General features: G+C 48.3%; 16 protein-coding genes. 5 read left to right on the top strand and 11 right to left on the bottom strand.

Annotated features, from left to right (window positions below; genetic code table 11):
• The first annotated feature begins 3 nt into the window (after positions 1 to 3).
• On the top strand, positions 4 to 852 hold the full coding sequence (gene panC / locus AC27IB_RS05780; RefSeq protein WP_487119738.1) for a pantoate--beta-alanine ligase: 849 nt from the start codon (positions 4 to 6) through the stop codon (positions 850 to 852).
• On the opposite strand, the gene panP is transcribed toward panC, so the two are convergent.
• From panP to AC27IB_RS05760, 4 genes are all read right to left on the bottom strand, one after another.
• Positions 843 to 2,477, bottom strand: a complete 1,635-nt coding sequence (gene panP / locus AC27IB_RS05775; RefSeq protein ID WP_296049658.1) for a pyridoxal-dependent aspartate 1-decarboxylase PanP — start codon at positions 2,475 to 2,477, stop codon at positions 843 to 845. The two genes, panC and panP, sit on opposite strands and share 10 nt — an antisense overlap.
• Positions 2,478 to 2,802: 325 nt before the next feature.
• Positions 2,803 to 3,483 (bottom strand): tRNA (guanine(46)-N(7))-methyltransferase TrmB, encoded by a 681-nt coding sequence (gene trmB, locus AC27IB_RS05770; RefSeq protein WP_487119736.1) that lies wholly within the window; start codon positions 3,481 to 3,483, stop codon positions 2,803 to 2,805.
• On the bottom strand, positions 3,483 to 4,256 hold the full coding sequence (locus AC27IB_RS05765) for an ABC transporter permease (RefSeq protein ID WP_296049654.1): 774 nt from the start codon (positions 4,254 to 4,256) through the stop codon (positions 3,483 to 3,485). Before AC27IB_RS05765 ends, trmB begins: the two co-directional genes overlap by 1 nt.
• On the bottom strand, positions 4,256 to 5,179 hold the full coding sequence (locus AC27IB_RS05760) for an ABC transporter ATP-binding protein (protein ID WP_487119551.1): 924 nt from the start codon (positions 5,177 to 5,179) through the stop codon (positions 4,256 to 4,258). Before AC27IB_RS05760 ends, AC27IB_RS05765 begins: the two co-directional genes overlap by 1 nt.
• A 384-nt stretch (positions 5,180 to 5,563) precedes the next feature.
• Between AC27IB_RS05760 and AC27IB_RS05755 the strand changes: the two genes are divergently transcribed.
• Entirely contained in the window at positions 5,564 to 6,481 is a 918-nt protein-coding gene (locus AC27IB_RS05755; protein ID WP_487119549.1) for a GGDEF domain-containing response regulator, read from the top strand.
• A 3-nt stretch (positions 6,482 to 6,484) separates the two neighbouring features.
• On the opposite strand, the gene pdsO is transcribed toward AC27IB_RS05755, so the two are convergent.
• Entirely contained in the window at positions 6,485 to 7,213 is a 729-nt protein-coding gene (pdsO, locus tag AC27IB_RS05750; protein WP_487119547.1) for a sortase-associated OmpA-like protein PdsO, read from the bottom strand.
• A 294-nt stretch (positions 7,214 to 7,507) separates the two neighbouring features.
• Between pdsO and pdsR the strand changes: the two genes are divergently transcribed.
• The 3 genes from pdsR to AC27IB_RS05735 are packed head-to-tail and all read left to right on the top strand — an operon-like array spanning position 7,508 to position 10,844.
• Positions 7,508 to 8,197: a proteobacterial dedicated sortase system response regulator gene (gene pdsR / locus AC27IB_RS05745; RefSeq protein ID WP_296049642.1), complete on the top strand. Its 690-nt coding sequence runs from the start codon at positions 7,508 to 7,510 to the stop codon at positions 8,195 to 8,197.
• 27 nt (positions 8,198 to 8,224) lie between these two features.
• The gene (pdsS, locus tag AC27IB_RS05740; RefSeq protein ID WP_487119545.1) at positions 8,225 to 10,393 is read left to right on the top strand and encodes a proteobacterial dedicated sortase system histidine kinase; all 2,169 of its coding nucleotides are present in this window, start codon (positions 8,225 to 8,227) and stop codon (positions 10,391 to 10,393) included.
• Positions 10,394 to 10,409: 16 nt separating this feature from the next.
• Complete coding sequence (locus AC27IB_RS05735; protein ID WP_296049636.1) at positions 10,410 to 10,844, top strand: hypothetical protein; 435 nt, start codon at positions 10,410 to 10,412, stop codon at positions 10,842 to 10,844.
• A 286-nt stretch (positions 10,845 to 11,130) separates the two neighbouring features.
• Here the strand turns inward: AC27IB_RS05735 and AC27IB_RS05730 are convergent, their stop codons facing one another.
• The 6 genes from AC27IB_RS05730 to AC27IB_RS05705 form a co-directional block, all read right to left on the bottom strand.
• On the bottom strand, positions 11,131 to 11,778 hold the full coding sequence (locus AC27IB_RS05730; RefSeq protein ID WP_296049633.1) for a PEP-CTERM sorting domain-containing protein: 648 nt from the start codon (positions 11,776 to 11,778) through the stop codon (positions 11,131 to 11,133).
• A gap of 319 nt (positions 11,779 to 12,097) precedes the next feature.
• Positions 12,098 to 13,177, bottom strand: a complete 1,080-nt coding sequence (locus tag AC27IB_RS05725; protein ID WP_296049631.1) for a CNNM domain-containing protein — start codon at positions 13,175 to 13,177, stop codon at positions 12,098 to 12,100.
• A gap of 335 nt (positions 13,178 to 13,512) precedes the next feature.
• On the bottom strand, positions 13,513 to 15,180 hold the full coding sequence (locus AC27IB_RS05720) for a carbon starvation CstA family protein (protein ID WP_296049628.1): 1,668 nt from the start codon (positions 15,178 to 15,180) through the stop codon (positions 13,513 to 13,515).
• 312 nt (positions 15,181 to 15,492) lie between these two features.
• Positions 15,493 to 17,085 (bottom strand): putative bifunctional diguanylate cyclase/phosphodiesterase, encoded by a 1,593-nt coding sequence (locus tag AC27IB_RS05715; protein ID WP_487119541.1) that lies wholly within the window; start codon positions 17,083 to 17,085, stop codon positions 15,493 to 15,495.
• Between the two features lie 10 nt (positions 17,086 to 17,095).
• On the bottom strand, positions 17,096 to 18,367 hold the full coding sequence (locus AC27IB_RS05710) for a hypothetical protein (protein ID WP_487119539.1): 1,272 nt from the start codon (positions 18,365 to 18,367) through the stop codon (positions 17,096 to 17,098).
• Complete coding sequence (locus AC27IB_RS05705) at positions 18,354 to 18,767, bottom strand: hypothetical protein (RefSeq protein ID WP_487119537.1); 414 nt, start codon at positions 18,765 to 18,767, stop codon at positions 18,354 to 18,356. The genes AC27IB_RS05710 and AC27IB_RS05705 overlap by 14 nt, the downstream gene beginning before the upstream one ends.
• Between the last annotated feature and the right edge of the window lie 343 nt (positions 18,768 to 19,110).

Genomic DNA, 19,110 nt, shown 5'->3' with positions numbered 1-19,110 from the left:
TTTATTGAATCTCTAAGCGCTTTGCGTGAACTTCGCCAATCGTGGCGCAGCAACGGTCAGACCGTGGCATTTGTCCCTACCATGGGTAACCTGCACGATGGTCATCTGGATTTGGTTAAACAAGCCAAAAGCCTGGCCGATAAAGTGGTGGTATCCATTTTCGTTAATCCCATGCAGTTTGGTGCCAACGAAGATTTAGATGCCTACCCACGAACGCTCGATGCCGATCGCAGCAAACTTGAAGCCCATGGCGTGGATGCGTTGTTTTTTCCTGCGGTTGAGGATGTGTACCCACGCGGCTTAACTGAACAAACGATTGTAGAAGTACCGGCCATCTCTGATCTGCTGTGCGGTGCCAGCCGCCCCGGTCACTTCCGCGGTGTGGCAACCATTGTTTGCAAACTGTTCAATATGGTGCAGCCTGAGGTTGCCTGTTTTGGCGAAAAAGACTTCCAACAACTCCAGGTGATCCGCACCATGGTGGAAGACCTGTCACTACCCATTAGCATTGTTGGCGTGCCCACAAGGCGTCAGGAGGATGGTCTGGCGATGAGTTCTCGCAATGGCTACCTTAGCGCTGAGCAACGGGCCACTGCCACGCGAATATACGCCGCCATGAAGCAAATGCACGAGGCGATTACCGCCCGCCAGGAAAGTTATGACGATATCGAACGTAAGGCATCACAAATGCTGATGACCGCCGGTCTGACTCCGGATTATGTGACTATTCGTAACGCAACGACCCTGCAACCCGCAACGCCTGACGATACTAATCTGGTGATCCTGATTGCAGCGTTTATGGGAACCACGCGTTTAATCGACAATATGCAGTTAACACTGGATCAGGCTTGATCCAGTGTCTCGGCGGTGTTAACCGCTTGTAATTCCTGCCACACGCGGTTGCGGGTTGCAATCGCGTGCTGCTCTTCAAGAATGGCTTTAAGATCGCGGGTTTTGGTCATGGGATTGGCCAGTACAACACGAAAGACCGTGATTGGATAAGCGCCATATACCGGGCATTCCAGTCTGGTCCGCGAAACGAATGATTTACCCGCTTCACGTTGTAGTTTTTGCACGTTTACCACCAGGCGGTCCACTTTACTGTTCAGTCGCTGAGCCTGAACCTGAGGCAGCATTTTCAGTTGTGCCTGAATGGCCGCCGGGCACACCCGGTATGTCATTATCGACAATGTTGGCGAGGTAACCAATTCAAAATCAGGATGAGCATCAATCATTGCCGCAAATTTTTTGGCTTTTTCGATACTCTGATTAATCAACAGCTCATAGCCACGGCGCCCCAGAATATGCAATGACGAATAAACCATCATGGCCATGCCATTACGCGAACCTTCCAGAGTGGTAGCGCCGAGATCTTTTGAGCCTTCACGCAGGATATATTGTGCATGATGTCGAACGGCGTTAGCATCTTCCGGGTTCTTAAACAGCGCCATGCCAGCCCCCATCGGGACATACATTTGTTTATGCGCATCGATGGTTACTGAATCAGCCCTCTCAATGCCTTTTAAAATGCCGCGATAGTGCTTTGAGAACAGTGTTGCACCACCCCAGGCTGCATCCACATGGAACCAGCAACCCAGCTCTTTTGCCACATCTGCCAGTTCGTCCAGCGGATCGACATGACCGGTTTCGGTGGTTCCGCCAATGCCGACAATGGCCAGTAATTTATTACCTTGCGCCTGATACTCACGGCCCTGTTTTAACGCCTGAGCAGGATCTAAAACCTGCTCCGGACAAGGCAGGGTGATAAGATTTTCACGTCCGATACCCAGTACATCCACGGCTTTCGATAAGCTGTAGTGACCCCGTCGTGAACACAGCACGCCAAGGTTATCAATATCATAATGACGATAAGCACTCGCCAGACCTGCCCGGGCTACCCCCGGGAAACGCCCCTGCGGCCCAAGGATCTTGTTGCGGGCTACCCAAAGGGCGGTAATATTAGCAACGGTGCCACCAGAGCAAAACGCTCCCAGCGCATGACGGGCACTGTGCAGATATTGCTCGTAAAAGGTTTCGTTCTGCTCATACACCAGGTTATGCATCATCCCCAGCACCTGACGCTCCAGTGGCGTGAAGGCTTTGGACGTTTCGATTTTTACCAGATTCTGGTTCAGACCCACCAGCAGCTTAGCTAACGACAGATGAAAGTACGGCAAGGCCGATGTCATGTGGCCAATAAAGGTGGGGGAATAGGTATTCACTGAATGGGCAACCAGCTTTTCCAGCAGGTTTTCAGCATGCGTTGAAACGAACTCCGGCGACTCAGGCATCATTGCATCGGCAAAGTCCTGCTCGACCTCTTCCAGCGAGGTTTTCTTAGTCACCACGTGTTGCGACAAGAAATCCAGAATATTGTCTGAAAGGTGTTCTTCAATTTGTGCCAGCTTAGAGTCTTTGTGCTCTGGCTTGGTAAAAACCCGAAACAGGTGCTTCAAGCTTACTTGTGCTTCACCCACACTGTACACCTCTCGAATTGAAAATGATAACTGCGCTGATGCCTTGTTACACTTACTGTTTAACGTTCACGCAACATCGCCATCCGGCACAACCTGAAACTCATGCCGGATACTTAGCAATGACCTTTCATAGCCTCAGACTGTAACGCAGATTCCCCGCTACGCCAAGGCCAGCCTATGGTTGTTACGCTAAACAACCGGTAGAAAGATCGTTCTGGGCAGCCCCCAAAGAGAATGCGATTATAAGGATTTTCTAACAAAAACCCATGAAAATCTGTCATATTAGTGACACAAATACAGATTTTAACCGCTTAATCGATGCTACTTAGCTCTCACCCACCCCAACGAGTCGCCAGCATTGTTGTCCGCTGTCCTGATATTTTTCTTCGAATGGTGTGAAGGCAGGTTGCTCCGGATTGACCTCAGAGATATCGCACTGCATGGCGTATTTGGCTGCTGATACAGCGAACTCCTCGAGATAAATCAACCAATTGCTGCGCACTTCAAGGCGCGGCGAAAGCGCCATCAGGTCGGGCATAGCCTGACTGGCGTGCCAGCGTTTTTGAACCTGCGAAGGTTTCGGATAAGGATTGGGATACAGCAGGTAGTGAGCGACGATATGCCAGGCGCTCTGATTGCTGGCAACTCGCATGAGACGCCAAAAATCGACCACATCCGCCCGCACCACCAGGTAATTATTCTGCCGGGTCTCATAATGCTGATGTTTGTTAACTCGCAGTGCCGATTTATCAATACCGATAACCCGCGCCTCAGGATAGCGTTGAGCGAGGCCTGCTGTACTTTTACCAACGCCACAGCAGGAGTCGAGGATGACTTCTCCCTGCCAGTCACTCAGCCAGTCTTCGACCTCATCGAAAGCCTGCTGGGTATGGCCATGGATGGGGCGACGATTTTCAGTACGCTGGTACTTCTCAACAATCGCCTCCAGCTTTTCGTGCACACCACTTTGCTGACTTTCTACGGTTCTGGAATTGCCCCGCATGATCAGGAACGAATTCCGGTACCACGTTTCAGTAACGTGTAAGCAACGGTAAATAATGCCAGATTAAATAACACCAGCAGTCCCATTGCGAGACCAATATTCACATCTGAGACGCCTAAAAAGCCGTAGCGGAAACCATTAACCATGTAAACGATTGGGTTTGCCTTACTGACCCACTGCCAGAACTCCGGTAGGAGTGTCAGCGAGTAGAACACCCCGCCCAGGTACGTTAGTGGCGTCAGCACGAAGGTTGGAATAAGGCTGATATCATCGAAGGTCTTGGCAAAAATACCGTTAACCAAGCCGGCCGTGGCAAACAAGGTGGCGGTAAGTAATAAGGTCAGCACAATGATAGCGAGGTTATGAATATGAACATCCACAAACAGCATAGACACCACCGTTACGATGAGTCCGATTAACATTGCTCTGGCCACACCGCCCCCCACATAACCCAGAATAATCACGGAGGTAGGCACGGGTGCTACCAGCATTTCTTCTAAGTTACGCTGAAACTTTGCGCTAAAGAATGACGATGAGACATTGGCATAAGAGTTTGTGATCACCGACATCATGATCAGACCAGGCACAATGAACTCCATGTAGGTGAAACCGCCCATCTGGCCGATTCGTTCACCTATGAGGTTACCAAAAATAACAAAATATAAGCTCATGGTAATAGCAGGCGGTACCAACGTTTGGATCCAGATCCGCAGAAAACGCGTGCACTCTTTGATCCAGATGGTCGTTAAAGCTATCCAGTTGTTTCCGGCAGACATTACACCGACTCCTTACGTCCGGCTTCAACCAGACTGACAAATAATTCTTCCAGACGATTGGCCTTATTGCGCATACTCATTACCTGAACCCCCTGTTCGGTCAGCTGACTAAACACCGGATTCAGGCCATCTGATTTCGCCACGTCGACTTCCAGAGTGCTGCTGTCGAGCAAGCGATATTCGAAGCCATTCAGGTTTATTTCGGCCGTTTCGCCCTCTAAATCAAGGACAAAAGTTTCAATATTAAGCTTCGACAATAAAGCCTTCATGGACGTGTTTTCCACAATCAGGCCTTTATCGATAATAGCGATATTGCGACACAGCATTTCGGCTTCTTCAAGGTAATGCGTGGTCAGAATGATGGTAATTCCCTGCGCATTGATTTCCTGCAGGAATTGCCACATGGAACGCCTGATTTCGATATCTACACCGGCGGTAGGCTCATCGAGAATCAGCATTTTGGGCTCATGCATTAAGGCTCTGGCAATCATCAGGCGACGTTTCATTCCCCCTGACAGCTCTCGGGCGCGAGCATTGCGCTTTTCCCACAAATCGAGTTGCGATAAATATTTTTCGGCCCGCTCGTGAGCAACGTTACGAGGTACGCCATAGTAACCGGCCTGATTAAGCACGATCTGTAAGACAGTTTCAAACTGGTTAAAATTAAATTCCTGGGGCACCAGACCAATGCACGACTTAGCCAGTTCCTTTTGTTTGTCCAGATCGTAACCGAACACTTTTACGTCACCTGACGTTTGATTAACCAAAGAGCTGATGATGCCAATGGTTGTTGATTTACCCGCCCCATTAGGGCCGAGCAGGGCAAAGAAGTCGCCCTCTTGTACTGTCAGTTCAACGCCTTTTAAGGCATGAACTGAGCCACGGTAGGTTTTTGTTAACCCCGAGATTGTTAACGCTTGCATGCTTATTTCCGTGATTGTTGTTGTGCCGCCCTGTAGCAGGAATTAGCTTAAGGGTATGACTACACACCTTATTGGCTTAACCATCCAGCCCTTCCGTTTATTATTGAAGTTTCGTTTAACGGGTGGGAGACTTGCGCACAACGGGTTCAGAAAGATTTTTTGTCCCACACGATATAGTAACAAATTTACAAATTTAAAGGGCCTAGTTTGCCGGACAAACCATTCCAAAAAACCAATTGCGTATATAAAAAAATACCATAAGGCGATTAGACATACCAAAAGTATACCTTTTGCCAACGTCTGAGGTTTGTTAACTGCCGACGACGTGCTATTTTTGTATTTAGCAATAACTCATCTAACTACCGGTGACTCGATCGTTCTCTAATGCCCATTCAATCCACTAAAAATACCGAGTCATGCCTGGTGTTGATTGTAGATGATGATCACATCAGTGCTACCCTGATTTCCAGCATCCTCAACAAAGTTTGTCGTTGTTTTACTGCCCTGTCTGCGGCGGATGCCATTAAGTTCTGTGAAAACCAGTTACCTGACCTACTGGTGGTTGATGTAAACATGCCGGGCACCAACGGTCTTGAGCTTTGTCGTCAGCTTAAAGCACGCCAGGATACAGCCAACATTCCGTTAATCTTCATTACTGCTGAATTGGGCGAAGACGCCCAGGTTAGCTGTTGGCAGGCCGGTGGCAACGACTTCGTCACTAAACCGATAGTCGCCCAGACAATCGTGCACCGTGTGCGCAACCATTTATTGAGTAAACTGCGGCTGGATGCAGTGATCAAGCTCAGCTTCGAAGACTCACTGACCGGCCTGTATAATCGCAACTATCTCAATGAAGAGTATCCCCGGCTATCGCGTCAACTGATGCGCGATCATCAGCCCTTGGGTCTTATTATCTTCGACGTGGATTATTTCAAACAATACAATGACACCTACGGCCATTTGAAAGGGGATATGTGTCTGGAGAACGTCGCAACCGTTCTTAAAGGGTATACGCGGCGCGCCCGTGATGCGGTAGTCAGGTACGGCGGCGAAGAGTTTATCCTGTTGCTACCTAATACAGGGTTATCCGGTACCCGGGATATCGCCAACCAAATTCTGACCGACATTTATAACCTGAATATGGCGCACAAGCACTCACCTTTCGATCGGGTAACGCTGAGTGCCGGTGCGGTAAGTGTGCAGAATATGGATCGCTATACGCTAAATGATGTCATCGAACAGGCTGATATCAACCTGTACGATGCCAAACTCAAAGGTAAGAATAAGGTTATCTCCGGCTAACACTTAACGTTGTGCCGTTAAGGTTGGATCTTCCTCACCTAACTCAATTACCACTTTCCGGTCGAAGAAGGTACCTTCATATTCTTTATGTTGGCTCCGTTCCTCTCCCAAAGCCAGGGTCAACACCTGTTTTTCATCCACTCCTTTATTGAGCAGATATTGTTTTACACTAATTGCGCGTTGCATTGACAGCGCCTGGTTATATTTAGCATCCCCTCTTTGGTCGGCATGTCCGGTCAGGCGAGCCTGGAGTGAAGGATAACCGCGTAATGCTTTGGCAATCAGGTCCAGCTGTTGCTGATAATCCGGCGCAATGTCATAGGCACCGGTCTGAAACTGCACCACACTTTGCAAGGTAATAGCCGGCGTATCCTGGGTTCGGGTATCACTGACCTGGGTTGTCAGACTCGCCTGCTGTAATGCCTGTATCTGATTTCGCATGGCCAGCAAGGAGCGATCCCGTTGAGATAATAACTCCGCCTGAGCAGTCAGCCTGGCCTGATTGGCCTGCAGTGCTTTATCCTGCTTGATATCGTTACCTAAAAACGCTCCCACAAAGCCTGCCACCGCAGCGCCTACCGGGCCAGCCACCATGGCACCTATCACCACGCCGGAGCCCATACCAATGCCGGCGGCATGTTCATAAGTGTTTTCTTTTTCGCTGGCCATAGCTTGGGTTGCTGACGTTAAGCATGACATGGCTAGTACTGCTGAAATGATTGTTTTACGCATAATAAGTATCCTCTGGGTAATGAATGTGTGTTTCGCTGTGAACGATATGAATTACATCAGGAGGATATGGCGCAGCAGGTGTCAGGTTGTGGCAATGCGCTGAACAAAAAAGGAAAACTATGGCAAGTTATGGCGCTGTTGGCAGGTTAAATGTGTGTCAGGTGGCTAAAATCCGCTTTAGCCCGCGCAAAAGTGGCAGAAAAATGGCAAGCTCGGGGAAATTGTGCCGAACTTCCGCCTAACCGGTTTGACTAAGTTATAGTAGGGGCCGGTATAAGACAGGATGAATGATGTATGCCAAAAACCATTGCCATCGTTGAGGATGATATTGCCATCCGCGATAACTATACAGCCGTACTGACCGGACAGGGCTATACCGTTCAGGCCTACGCCGACCGTCCCTCAGCCAGTCTGGCGTTCAGTCAGTCACTGCCGGACCTGGCCATTATTGATATTGGCCTGAATGACGAAATGGAAGGCGGCTTTATGTTATGCCAGCAATTACGTCAGCTTTCTCAGTCGTTACCGATTATCTTTTTCACCGCCCGCGACAATGACGTGGATACGATCAGTGGCCTGCGTATGGGGGCAGATGACTACCTGACCAAAGACATCAGTATGGCGCACCTGCTGGCCCGAATTGCCGCCCTGTTTCGGCGCACCGATTTACTCGCCACCCCCAAACAGGATTCAGACACCATTCGTCTTAGTCACCTTAAAGTCGATGTCAGCCGCATGACGGTTAGCTGGAAGGATATTCCGGTAGCCCTGACCGTCACGGAGTTCTGGATGTTACATGCCCTGATTAAACGTCCGGGTCATGTAAAAAGCCGCCAGCAGCTAATGGATGAATCGCGCATGGTGGTGGATGATTCCACTATCACATCGCACATTAAACGGATGCGCAAAAAATTTGTTCAGCTCGACGACAGTTTTGACCACATCGATACGGTATATGGCATGGGGTATCGCTGGCAGCAATAGCTGACCGGTGCAGAAGGAACCAGGTTGGTGAAATTGCGCTTTTCTATTCGTTTACAGTTATTGGTACTGTCGCTGTTTTTGTTTGCCATCCCATGGCTGGGTTATAAATATGTCTGGGAACTGGAGCAATACCTGCGTATCGGGCAGGAACAAACGATGATTGGTACCGCCAGAGCCGTGGCCACCGCCCTGCATGAACGCCCGGCCCTGTTTGACAGCCAGTCCGCTTATCTGCAAAACGTGCGGCCGGGAACAGATCTGTATGCACCGCCTATTGATGTGCCAATTCAACTCGATGGTCGCCTGCAGGAGTGGCAGGCGGTGTCGCCGCTTATCCAGTCTTACAGTGCCGACAATGTAGTAACCTGGTTTACGGAGCAAAACGCGCCGGTGACACTCTCAGTGGAGCACATGGTGGGGCGCTATGATCAGTATTTTTATGCCATGTTTGCGGTTACTGATGACAAGGTAGTCTTCCGCGCGCCGAATAGTCTGAGCGTCGACCGTTCAGACCACCTGCTGATTGGTATGCTGGATGCTCAGGATACCCTGCATCGCTACATTATTTCACCTTACGACTCCGGCTGGGTAAATGCTTACCAACTCGACGAAGATCCGCGTCGTTTCAGGGCCGTTAACAATGCGCTGGAAATTCAGGGACGCTGGGAAATGACCAGCACCGGGTATAACGTTGAGCTCCGTTTTCCTATCACCATGACCTCCGGTGCCCTGGCATTTGCCATCGTGGATGTCGACGATCCGCTCACTCGTAACAAACAGTATGCAGTGGGCACCGCTAATCCGAACCAAAGTGATGACCTCGGCACCGTAGTCACCCCCTCTCCGGAAATAGAGCGAATTCTCTCGGGACTGCGCTATGCCGACTCCCGGGTTTGGGTCATCGACAAACATAAGCGGGTGCTGGCCCGCTCGGGCTCTATTCATTCGTCTCCTGGGTTTAACGCAGGCAGTCAGGAAAATCATAGTCAGGGTTGGTGGCACTATATCGAACAACAGTGGTTACTGCCGCTGTATTATCAGATTCTCACTCGTCCGCCGGGCGATTTCGTAGACGAACTGGCTGATGCCTACGCACTGGCAGGTAAAGATATCAATCACGCCCTCAATGGCCAGCCGGATTCACTATGGCGACTAACGCCGGATAACAAAGCGGTGATCCTGTCTGCCGCCTACCCGATTTATATTGGTGACTCGGTCATGGGCGCCGTTGTGGTGGAGCAAACCACACATGGTATTCGCACGCTGCGAAACCGCGCTCTGGAACAGCTTTTCCATGTCATCCTGGCCGTGATGCTATTAGGCACCCTGGGCTTACTGATGTTCGCTCACCGGATTTCCAGCCGGATACGCAATCTACGTGATGACACTGAAGCGGTAATCGACTCCAATGGCAAAATTATTGGCAGTTTACCGCCGTCTCGTCATGGCGATGAAATTGGCGATTTATCACGCTCTTTCAGTGCTGTACTGAGTCGGCTCCAGCAATACAACTCGTATCTGGAAAATATGGCTTCCCGTCTTTCCCATGAATTGCGTACGCCTATCGCAGTGGTACGTTCTTCGTTAGATACCCTGACTGAAGTACAGGATCCGGCTCAGCAGCAGGTATTTTTAAGCCGCGCACTTTCGGGGATCAGCCGTTTGAGCAGTATTCTTAACAGCATGAGTGAGGCCACCCGGCTGGAGCAAATGATCAGTCAGGAAGACACTGAACGCTTCGATATTATTAAAGTCGTTGGTGGCTGTGTGGAAGGTTACCAGCATGCTTACCCCCATCGGCAGTTTGCACTGAAACTGAGTTGCGAAAAGGCCCAGCTCAACGGTTCGCCGGATCTGATAGCGCAAATGCTGGATAAAATCATAGCCAATGCGGTGGAATTCAGCCAGCCAGAGAGTACCATTGCCCTGCATATGTGGCAGGAACAACGCACGGTTAAACTCAGTATTACCAATACCGGCCCACTGTTACCCAAGGGAATGCATCAGCAACTGACCCAGTCTATGGTATCGGTAAGAGCAGAAGGTAACAGCGCCGATGGTCCGCCTCATTTAGGCTTAGGCTTGTATATTGCCAATATGATTGTAGCCTTTCATAAGGGTAGAATTGAGCTTCAGGATTTACCGGATAATACCGGGGTGTGTGTGGTTATTTCATTGCCGGTCACGCCGAACTAATCAAAAGGGCGAAAGAATGAGTGAAGCCGATCCGCGAATTATCGCACTGGAAACGCAGTTTAGTCACTTACATGTACAGTTGTTTGATACCTTTAGTCACGCGCAGTCAGCCGTGATGACGGTAATGCAGACCGGCCGGGATATTGACCGTAATCACGATGACTTTCAGCAGCTTAAACGTGATTTTGAAGTGACGGTTGCGATGTATCAGGGCGCCGATAAGGCAATGCAGGAAAAGATAACCGCCACCCGAAAACTGGCAGATAATCACCAGACCACCAATGTACACCTGACCCAGGTTTGGGCTGCCGCGGTTTCTGCTTTGTCGTGCGATCGCATGCTGGCTCTGATCCCGCAAGACCTGCTGGCCGATCCATCGGTAGCCGGCGAATTACAGCAAAAGCATCAGGCGCATCTGGCCATGTGGCAGCAGCGATTGGACAACCCCTAGTCTGCAATTAAAGCGCTCAGCAACTTTTGTTTAATTTTGTATATGGTTACGCAGAGTTAAAGTGAAAGGTAAAAATACAAGAGGCATTGCGCTCTTCATTATTTTGTTACTTTCTGATGTGCTGGTTATAGTTGGTGTTGTTCACGTGAACAGAAACTACAGTAAGAACACTGAGTCAAATAACTCTGGCTAGTGAGTTGCCGCTGAGTAACGACTAATCACCAACCAGATTGTTCCTTCTTTGATCATATCAAATACCGTCAGGTCGGTACCTGATTACGTCGCTCTACGCTTGCTTTGTCTTGCGACGTGCAACTAAAAGTCCACAGAGCCCTAACATCAGGACCGGCAAGCTAGCAGGAGCGGGAACGCTCTCGACTGATGGATCAGTAGCGGATATCGTTAGGTTTACACGGCTGATGCTGCCGCCACTTTCTGTCCAGACTCCCATCCCTGCAACGCTGGCTGATGAGCCGATAACGTTTTGTGTTCCAAAACGAGTAAGCACAACAGAATTACCTAAAATCGACGAAGTATAGGGAGAAGTACCATAAGAATTAACATCACCTCTGTTCCCCAATACGCCAATCACGTCGCCCATTTCTACTTGAATGGCCAAATCACTGATTGCTGTGGCCTGGTTACGTACCTCAAACAGAATATCATACACGTCGGTTGACGATGACCATGAAGGGGGTACAGATGGAAGTCGTAAAATGGAAGTGGCAAAGTTTGCAGTCGACGCGTCAGTTGGGACGTCAATACCTACAATCCAGAAATCAACCGGTGCTGTAAACCAGAATCCTCTGACATTGCCTGAAAAATTACTGTTGTGGGAACCTACATCGATAGTTTCGGTCGACGTTGTCATTAACGACGCGTGAGCGCCACCAACAGACATAATGAAACACCAGATTAAAAATAACTTCTTCATTTTCTACTTCCTGCCTTGTCAATATACTGCCAACGGATTGTTGCAATCCAGTTATACATAAATCAGGCCAGCTTTAATTCGCTTTGCATGATTAACCAGGTAAGTTTGCAATTAGAAACCAAAGCAGGAGAGTTAACGCCTTGTAGAATTTAAAAATTATTTTATTAGAGGTAATTTATTGAAATATAAATAACCTCATGGTTTGATGATATTAGGTACCGCCAACACCAACCGATACATCGTTTTTGTAAAGAAAACCGACATCAAAAAAGCTTTTTATAAAAGCCTTATCATCAGGCTGTAATTGTTGCATTTATAATTACTTACGAGCTGCCGACGTCATGCTGCTGTCGGGCACATTTTTGAGCATCATCAGCTGTTTTCGACGATGCATCACATAGGCCAGCCGACGCATACTGACATTGGTATCCTTTTCATCCTCGATATCCACACCCAGTAATCTTTCGAGCAAATCTTCGAGCGTCAGGATCCCTTCCAGACCACCGTACTCATCAACAACCAGCACAATATGCACGTGATTTTTAATAAACTGGTCAAATGTGGATGATAGCGGCATAGAACTCAGCACGGTCACCATGCTCATACGGTATTGCGACAACAGGTTATCGCCATGACCTTTTGCCTGGGCAACCAACAAATCGGACCGCATAACAAAGCCGGTGATTTGCTCAGAGTCATCCTCTTCGTAAATAGGAATGCGAGAGTACTTAATACTCCCGTGTTTATGAAAAAACTCGGTGATGGTGAGGGTTTCCGGCACCGAAAAAACCTGCGTGCGGTGTGTAATAGCATCCTTCACAGCCAGTTCGTTGAGGGTCAGTAAACTCTTCATGAAAGAGGCTTCATGTTCGTTTAGTTGTCCTTCTTCTCCACTGAGTTCTGCCATCGCATGCAGTTCAGCACGGTTAAGTCCGCGCAACGGACTTTCCTCTTTAAAACCTTTGGTTAACCATTCTGACATTTTCACAAAGGGGTATAACAACACAACCAGGTACTTCAGAAAATAAGCAGTAACCGGTGCCAGAGAGCGCCAGAAAGTCGCCCCCAGTGTTTTGGGTATAATTTCCGAAAAGATCAGAATCAACAACGTCAGAATAGCCGAAATAAGGCCCAGGTAAGCATCACCAAACACTATCGCTGCCTGGGCACCGGCTCCTGCCGCCCCCATGGTGTGGGCAATGGTATTTAACGTCAGTATGGCTGATAACGGTCGGTTAATGTCTTCGGTAAGATGGCGAAGCACCGCACCACTGGGCTTCTGCTCTTTTTCAAGAACAGAGATATAGGCTGAAGAAACGCTCAGGATCACCGCCTCAGCGATGGAACACAAGAATGAAAATCCCAGTGCGATAATCACGTAAACGAGCAATAAAATCATGTAAAGCAGTCCATTGAATCAAGTGTACAAAGGGTATTATGAGGCCTTATACGATGGATACAAGCACAGTAGACGGTAACAAACTATCTAATACCAAAGAATAATTAACAAAATCAAACCGGCTTGTTACATTATAGTTACATTCGATGGAAAAGAGGTTCGAATTATGGCTAAAGCTAAATTGTCAGATCAAGTTTCACTGGTGTTATATTCTGTTTCGTTAATGATCATTACTGCGGGTGTTTTTAACGCATATCTCTGAACGTATCGCCATTAGGTATACGTTGCTAGCACAAAAAGTTAAAAGCCGTCAGATTCTCTGACGGCTTTTTTCATCAGGCCGATTGCCGTTTGAATTTTCGAATCACCGACCACGATTCCAGCATCACCAGTACACTAACGATCAGTACTACCGCATCCAAAAGAACCAGCAGATAGTTACCGTCAAGATAATACTCTTTTAGCTTAATAATCCCCGCCAGGAACGCCATCACAATAACGAATGTCATGGGCACCAGAGTATAAACCGCCGGACGCTTCATTTTGATTAACATGACTGAGATAACCAGCAAGGTCATACTCGCCAGAATCTGATTGGTTGAACCGAACAATGGCCAGATAATCATGCCACCGCTGCCCGAGGAGCCCCCCGCACCAAATGCCAGTAACAAACAGCAGGCTACCGCTACCAACGTGGCAATAACGCCATTCTTGAGTACCGGCAACTGATAGATTTCGCCCCATTCCTGAATGATATAGCGCTGTAAACGCACTCCGGAGTCCATGGTAGTACCGGCAAACAGCACCACCATAGTGGCCAGTATGGTCGATGAAAAGTCTACCGGTAATCCCCACCCCTGCTGGATAAGATTAGCACCACCGGTAATAAACGCGGCCACTGAGCCATCGCCAAGGTGACTGTACACTTCATGCCACTCTTCAGGTGAAGCCGCTAATGCGACACCACTTACCGCAACAATAGTCACCAGCGCCAGACAGCCTTCGCCTACCGCACCAAGGTAACCAACAAAGCGAGCATCTGTCTCTTTGTCCAGTTGCTTAGAACTGGTCCCCGATGAAACGATACCATGAAAGCCCGATACCGCCCCGCAGGCAATGGTTACGAATAGCAGAGGAATGATACTGGGCGTATCAACCGCAGTCTGGGTATTAAACGCCGGGGCGGTAATATCCGGTAACGACACAAATACCGCGCCATAAAGTAAAAACAGTCCAACCAACAGTTGCATACCGTTTATAAAGTCACGGGGCTGGAGCAACATCCACACCGGCAGTAACGAGGCAATGGCAGCATAGGCAAACAGAATAATGATCCAATTGGCGTTAGCCGATAAGCCAAACAGAGTGTCCGGTAATTCAATGGGTATGTAGCTGCCAGCAAACACGGAGGCGTAAAGCACAATAATGCCAACCAGACACATAGGGATCAGGCTAAAGTTTCGTTTCAGTAACTGGCCAATCACCAAGGCTACGGCTATCGCCATCCAGGCTGGAAAAACCGCATTGGGCTGCGATACGAATGATTTTGCAATCACGACTCCGAATACCGCGTTGACCATCAGCAGTACCAGGAAAACAACCACCATGAAAAGTGAGCGGGTACGCTTACCGATAACGTCCTCCGCCAACGCGCCCATGGACTTGCCTTTATGGCGGCTACTGGCCCAAAGGGCGCCCATGTCATGTACACCGGCAAAAAACATGGTACCAAAAACAACCCATAACACTGCCGGCACCCAGCCCCAGTACACGGCAATAGCCGGGCCCACAATGGGCGCAGCGCCAGCCACTGAGGTAAAATGGTGCCCCCACAATACCACTTTGTTGGTTGGCACAAAGTCTACGCCATCCTGCAACTCGTGAGCAGGCGTTTTGAAGTTGGGATCAAGCTGGAAAATCCGTTCCGCGATAAATTTTGAATAAATAAACCAGCCCAGTAGCATTCCAGCTATACCGAGCAATACAATTAACACCGAGGCCATTTGTTCACCTTTTTATGGTTAATCCATCGAGCCGGTTACGCCGGCCGATCATGATTGCCGCTTAAAAAAATTCAGGTCTGACAGACCTTGCTGCGCGATTCTAGCGCTTTTTTTTCATTGCATTGTAGATTTCTTAATGACAATAGACCAATTAACGGCTGAGCAGGATAAATGCAGACCCACGCACTTTGTTACGCTGCCCTTTCCATCACAAGTCACTCTTCCTCACCCATAATGCAGGTTGTGAGACCAGATAAAACAGAAGCGACAGATGAGCCTGAATGGCAAACAAAGCCCCTGCGCCGGCCCTGACTAACTGATCAGGTAATTAGCCCGTCCCTGACTTTTCACCTCGTACATCGCTTTATCAGCCTTGGCTATCCAGTGCTCAACGCGGCTGTCACTTTCATCGACCAGTGTTACGCCAATGCTGGCTGAAATGGATACCTGCAAATCCGGACTTACTTCGATGGGTTCTTCAAGGCTGTGCAACAGCGTATTACAAAGTGTATTAAGCGAAGAATAAGGCAGCTCCTCACGCTTAAAACCAATTACAAATTCATCGCCTCCCCAGCGACAACATACATCGGAGGGACCATTGAATAAGGTTTTAATCCGATGACTGCATTCAACTAACACCACGTCACCAGCATCGTGTCCGTAGGTATCGTTTATGGGTTTAAACTTATCCAGGTCGACCAGCAGAAATACACAGGAATAATCTGCGGTGGTTTCGCGCAACAGGTACTCTAATCGTTTCTCGCCACCAAGACGGTTATACAGGCCCGTTAACGCATCGTGCTGAGCCTGGTAGCGGACTTCAGCCTCACGCTCTTTGCGGTCGGTAATGTCGTTAATAATCACCTCGAATAACACATCATCTTCTTCCCTCGCCACCACCCGCTGGTCAGACACGGTAGCAAACAGACAATGTACCCAGCGGCGACTGCCATCCACCTGATAAGATAAGTCCAGGCCTATAGGCTTGCTATGCAAAGAGGCTTTTAACGAGGCAATAACACTCGAAACAGACTCCGGATCATCAAACATCTCAATGAAATCAGACAGTGAAGAGTTGGTACCCACAATGTGGTTAAATTTAGGGTTCTCGATAAGGATCCCCTTATGTGTAGAGATAAGCGCTACGCCTATCGACGCTTTCTCGAATAATAATCGCAACTGTTGCTCTAGCTTTTCAGTATGTACCCGCAACTTTCTTTCAGCCAGGAAGTTGGCCCGAACCGCCCGGATCAGGCCGTTGATTTGTTCGATTAGATAACCCAGTTCATCCTGACGTTTGTAATCAATATCGAGCTTTTTAAGATTTTCCGGACTCGTTGGATCAACGGTTTCAAATGCCTGCTTGAGCTTTATCAAGGGCATAGACAAGGTATATTGCAGAGTGCCGGCAATAATAATGGTAATTAAAAATGACACCAGAATAATCTGGATCGCACTGGCCTGAGCTTCCTGAAGTGCCATCTCCCGAATAAAAGCGGTATCGGGAAATAAATCCAGTTCACCAATTAACTCTCCCTCATTGAAAGGATGAAACAATTCCCGCTCAATGGGCGTGACCAGCGGCAGTTCTTCTGTGTTGGTTAAATTGGTCGCTAACACCGCTCCAGCCGCGTAGATCCTGGCCCCGCTAACCATATCGCTAATCACTAAGCCGTTGATAATTTCGTTAGCGAGTTCTTCATCGTCAACATATGCAGCAATAGCAGCCGTTTTTACCGCACTGGCAGCCAGTTGGTCGACCAACCGGTAACTAATTGACTCCTGTTTGTCTAGCGCCAGGCGGAACACCAGCAAACTACCACTGAGCGACAGGATTACACCAATTACTGCCACAATAATTGCCAGCCTGACATTTAGCTTTTGAGTAAACGGACGCTTATTCATGCTAACCACACTAGAAAATGGTGCTTACATTCAGACTAAGTACACTGACATGGCGGTGATCATCAATACTTTGAAGACTATTGCCGCCCCATAAACCTGATCCCGGGCCGTTTATTTTATAGTAAGTCACCTGCCCTTTAGCCACCCAGCGAGGCGTAAAGTCCCACCGCATCCCCAAAGAAACAGAGTGCTGATCCATACGGGCAGAATCGTAGAGCGTCTGGAAATTGCTTTGCAAAAAAGCCAGCGTTTGCTGCGTTTGCGGGTCGTCTATCAAATCATATCTTGGTTGTTCGATAATGTGCCGGTCGTAGAGGGAGTCGAGCATTGCAAAGGTCATGTAGGGAGTAATTTCTTCAAACTCGTAACCCACACTAATGTACCCATAGCCCAGATCGCCGGTTAACCCCCAGTCGATGTTAAAGTAAGCCACTTCCGACTTAACCAGCCAGTTATCTCGGTGATAATTAACTCCCAGAGCAACGTACTGAATGCTCTGATCTTTAAAATCCAGGGACTGCAGAAGTTCGCCAATAAAGGGCCACCACTGAGAAGGATAGCTGGCGGCTAAATCCTGTAACTGATCAAGGCCTTCTATGCGCGCTTTGTGGCCATGAAAATGACTAAACGTGCCTTTAAATAACCAATGGTCTGTTTCGTACGTCACCGAGCTGTTGAGTACATAATCGTATTCGAGTACCGACACTGAATCGCCATTGAGCAAATCGGCTTTACTGTTACCCATTGCCAGGGTTGCCTGTAGCATCCCGTCACCAATGAGATTGCGGTACTGTAGCTCAATACCATCAATATAAGTCAGGTAGGAAGAAGGGGTATAAAACTCCATTGGAGGCGTTGCCCATAAATAGCTGTAGCCTAATTCCAGATACTCAGAAAGAATATAGGCGTTATTATTCAGGCGCCCGAAACGCACAGAATAGTTACGGTCGATTTGATACCGGATAAACGCCAGATCGATATAATCAGACAGCGAATCATAATTTTTATTATCCAGAATACTCTGTACTACTACGTCGACCTTGTCGTTAACCTGATAATTAACCTGTAGCCCTATCAACGATTCAGTGAGTAAATTAGTACCCTCTTCCGGCCACCGGTTAATGGCTGAGCGAAAAATTAATTCGTCGCTGCTGCTTGCAGTGACGCCCAGGGTAGCAAACCCACTGAGCGTAACCTGAGCATAAGAGGGGCCGCAGAGCGTTATAAGGCAACTGCTGAGCAGTACCAACGCTGCACAGTTGCGCTGTTTATTCCAGAACAAGAACAATTTTCATCTCCTCTGAAACACGGTTAACGGGGATGTAGGACATTGCTGATTGGTTACTCAGAAGAAAGTTGAGACTTTCTTCCGGGGATACAACCTGGACCGGCGGTTTGGCCCGCCCGGAAAAAATTAAACGCGACCAGTAGGCATTGATCTGGCGTTCACTTTTATTAACCAGGGTTTTATAAAACATTGTACGGAGCGTGGAACCGTTTTCGTAATCCACCGGCTGCACTTTGTGACCACTTTCAAGTACATCAAATCGACCCATGAAGACATCAACCAGCTCACGTTTGCTAATTGCTTCAATTTTACTGCTTTTAGCAACCACAATTGCTATTGCTGTTTCAGACGCTATTGCTCCATCGCTTTTTGCAAATAGAAACAGTAGAAACAAAAGGGAAAACCTGAATAATCTCATTGATATATCTATGTTAAGGCCAGAGTACCATTGAAACTCAGAAAACAATTTTTAGTGTAGATTAAGCATAGTACTAAACGGGTGTAGTGAAAGTTTTTTACCCTTATTTTTGGCAAGGATGACGGAATTCAAACAACCGCGTCATCCCCGAACCGACTACGTCGTCCCGGAAGCTCGCAAAGCTATCCGGGATCTCCCAACATGATGTTGTAGAGTTAAAAAGTACTATTGCGAACAGGCTGTATCTGGAGAATCAACCTTTTAAGGAGATCCCGGCTCGGGACCGGGATGACGGCAGTAAAAATCGTCATCCCAGCAG

It is taken from the genome of Alteromonas sp. 4NH20-0104 (assembly GCF_057547795.1).
The sequence above is the reverse complement of the archived record's forward strand: the minus strand, read 5'-3'. Positions and strand labels throughout refer to the sequence as shown.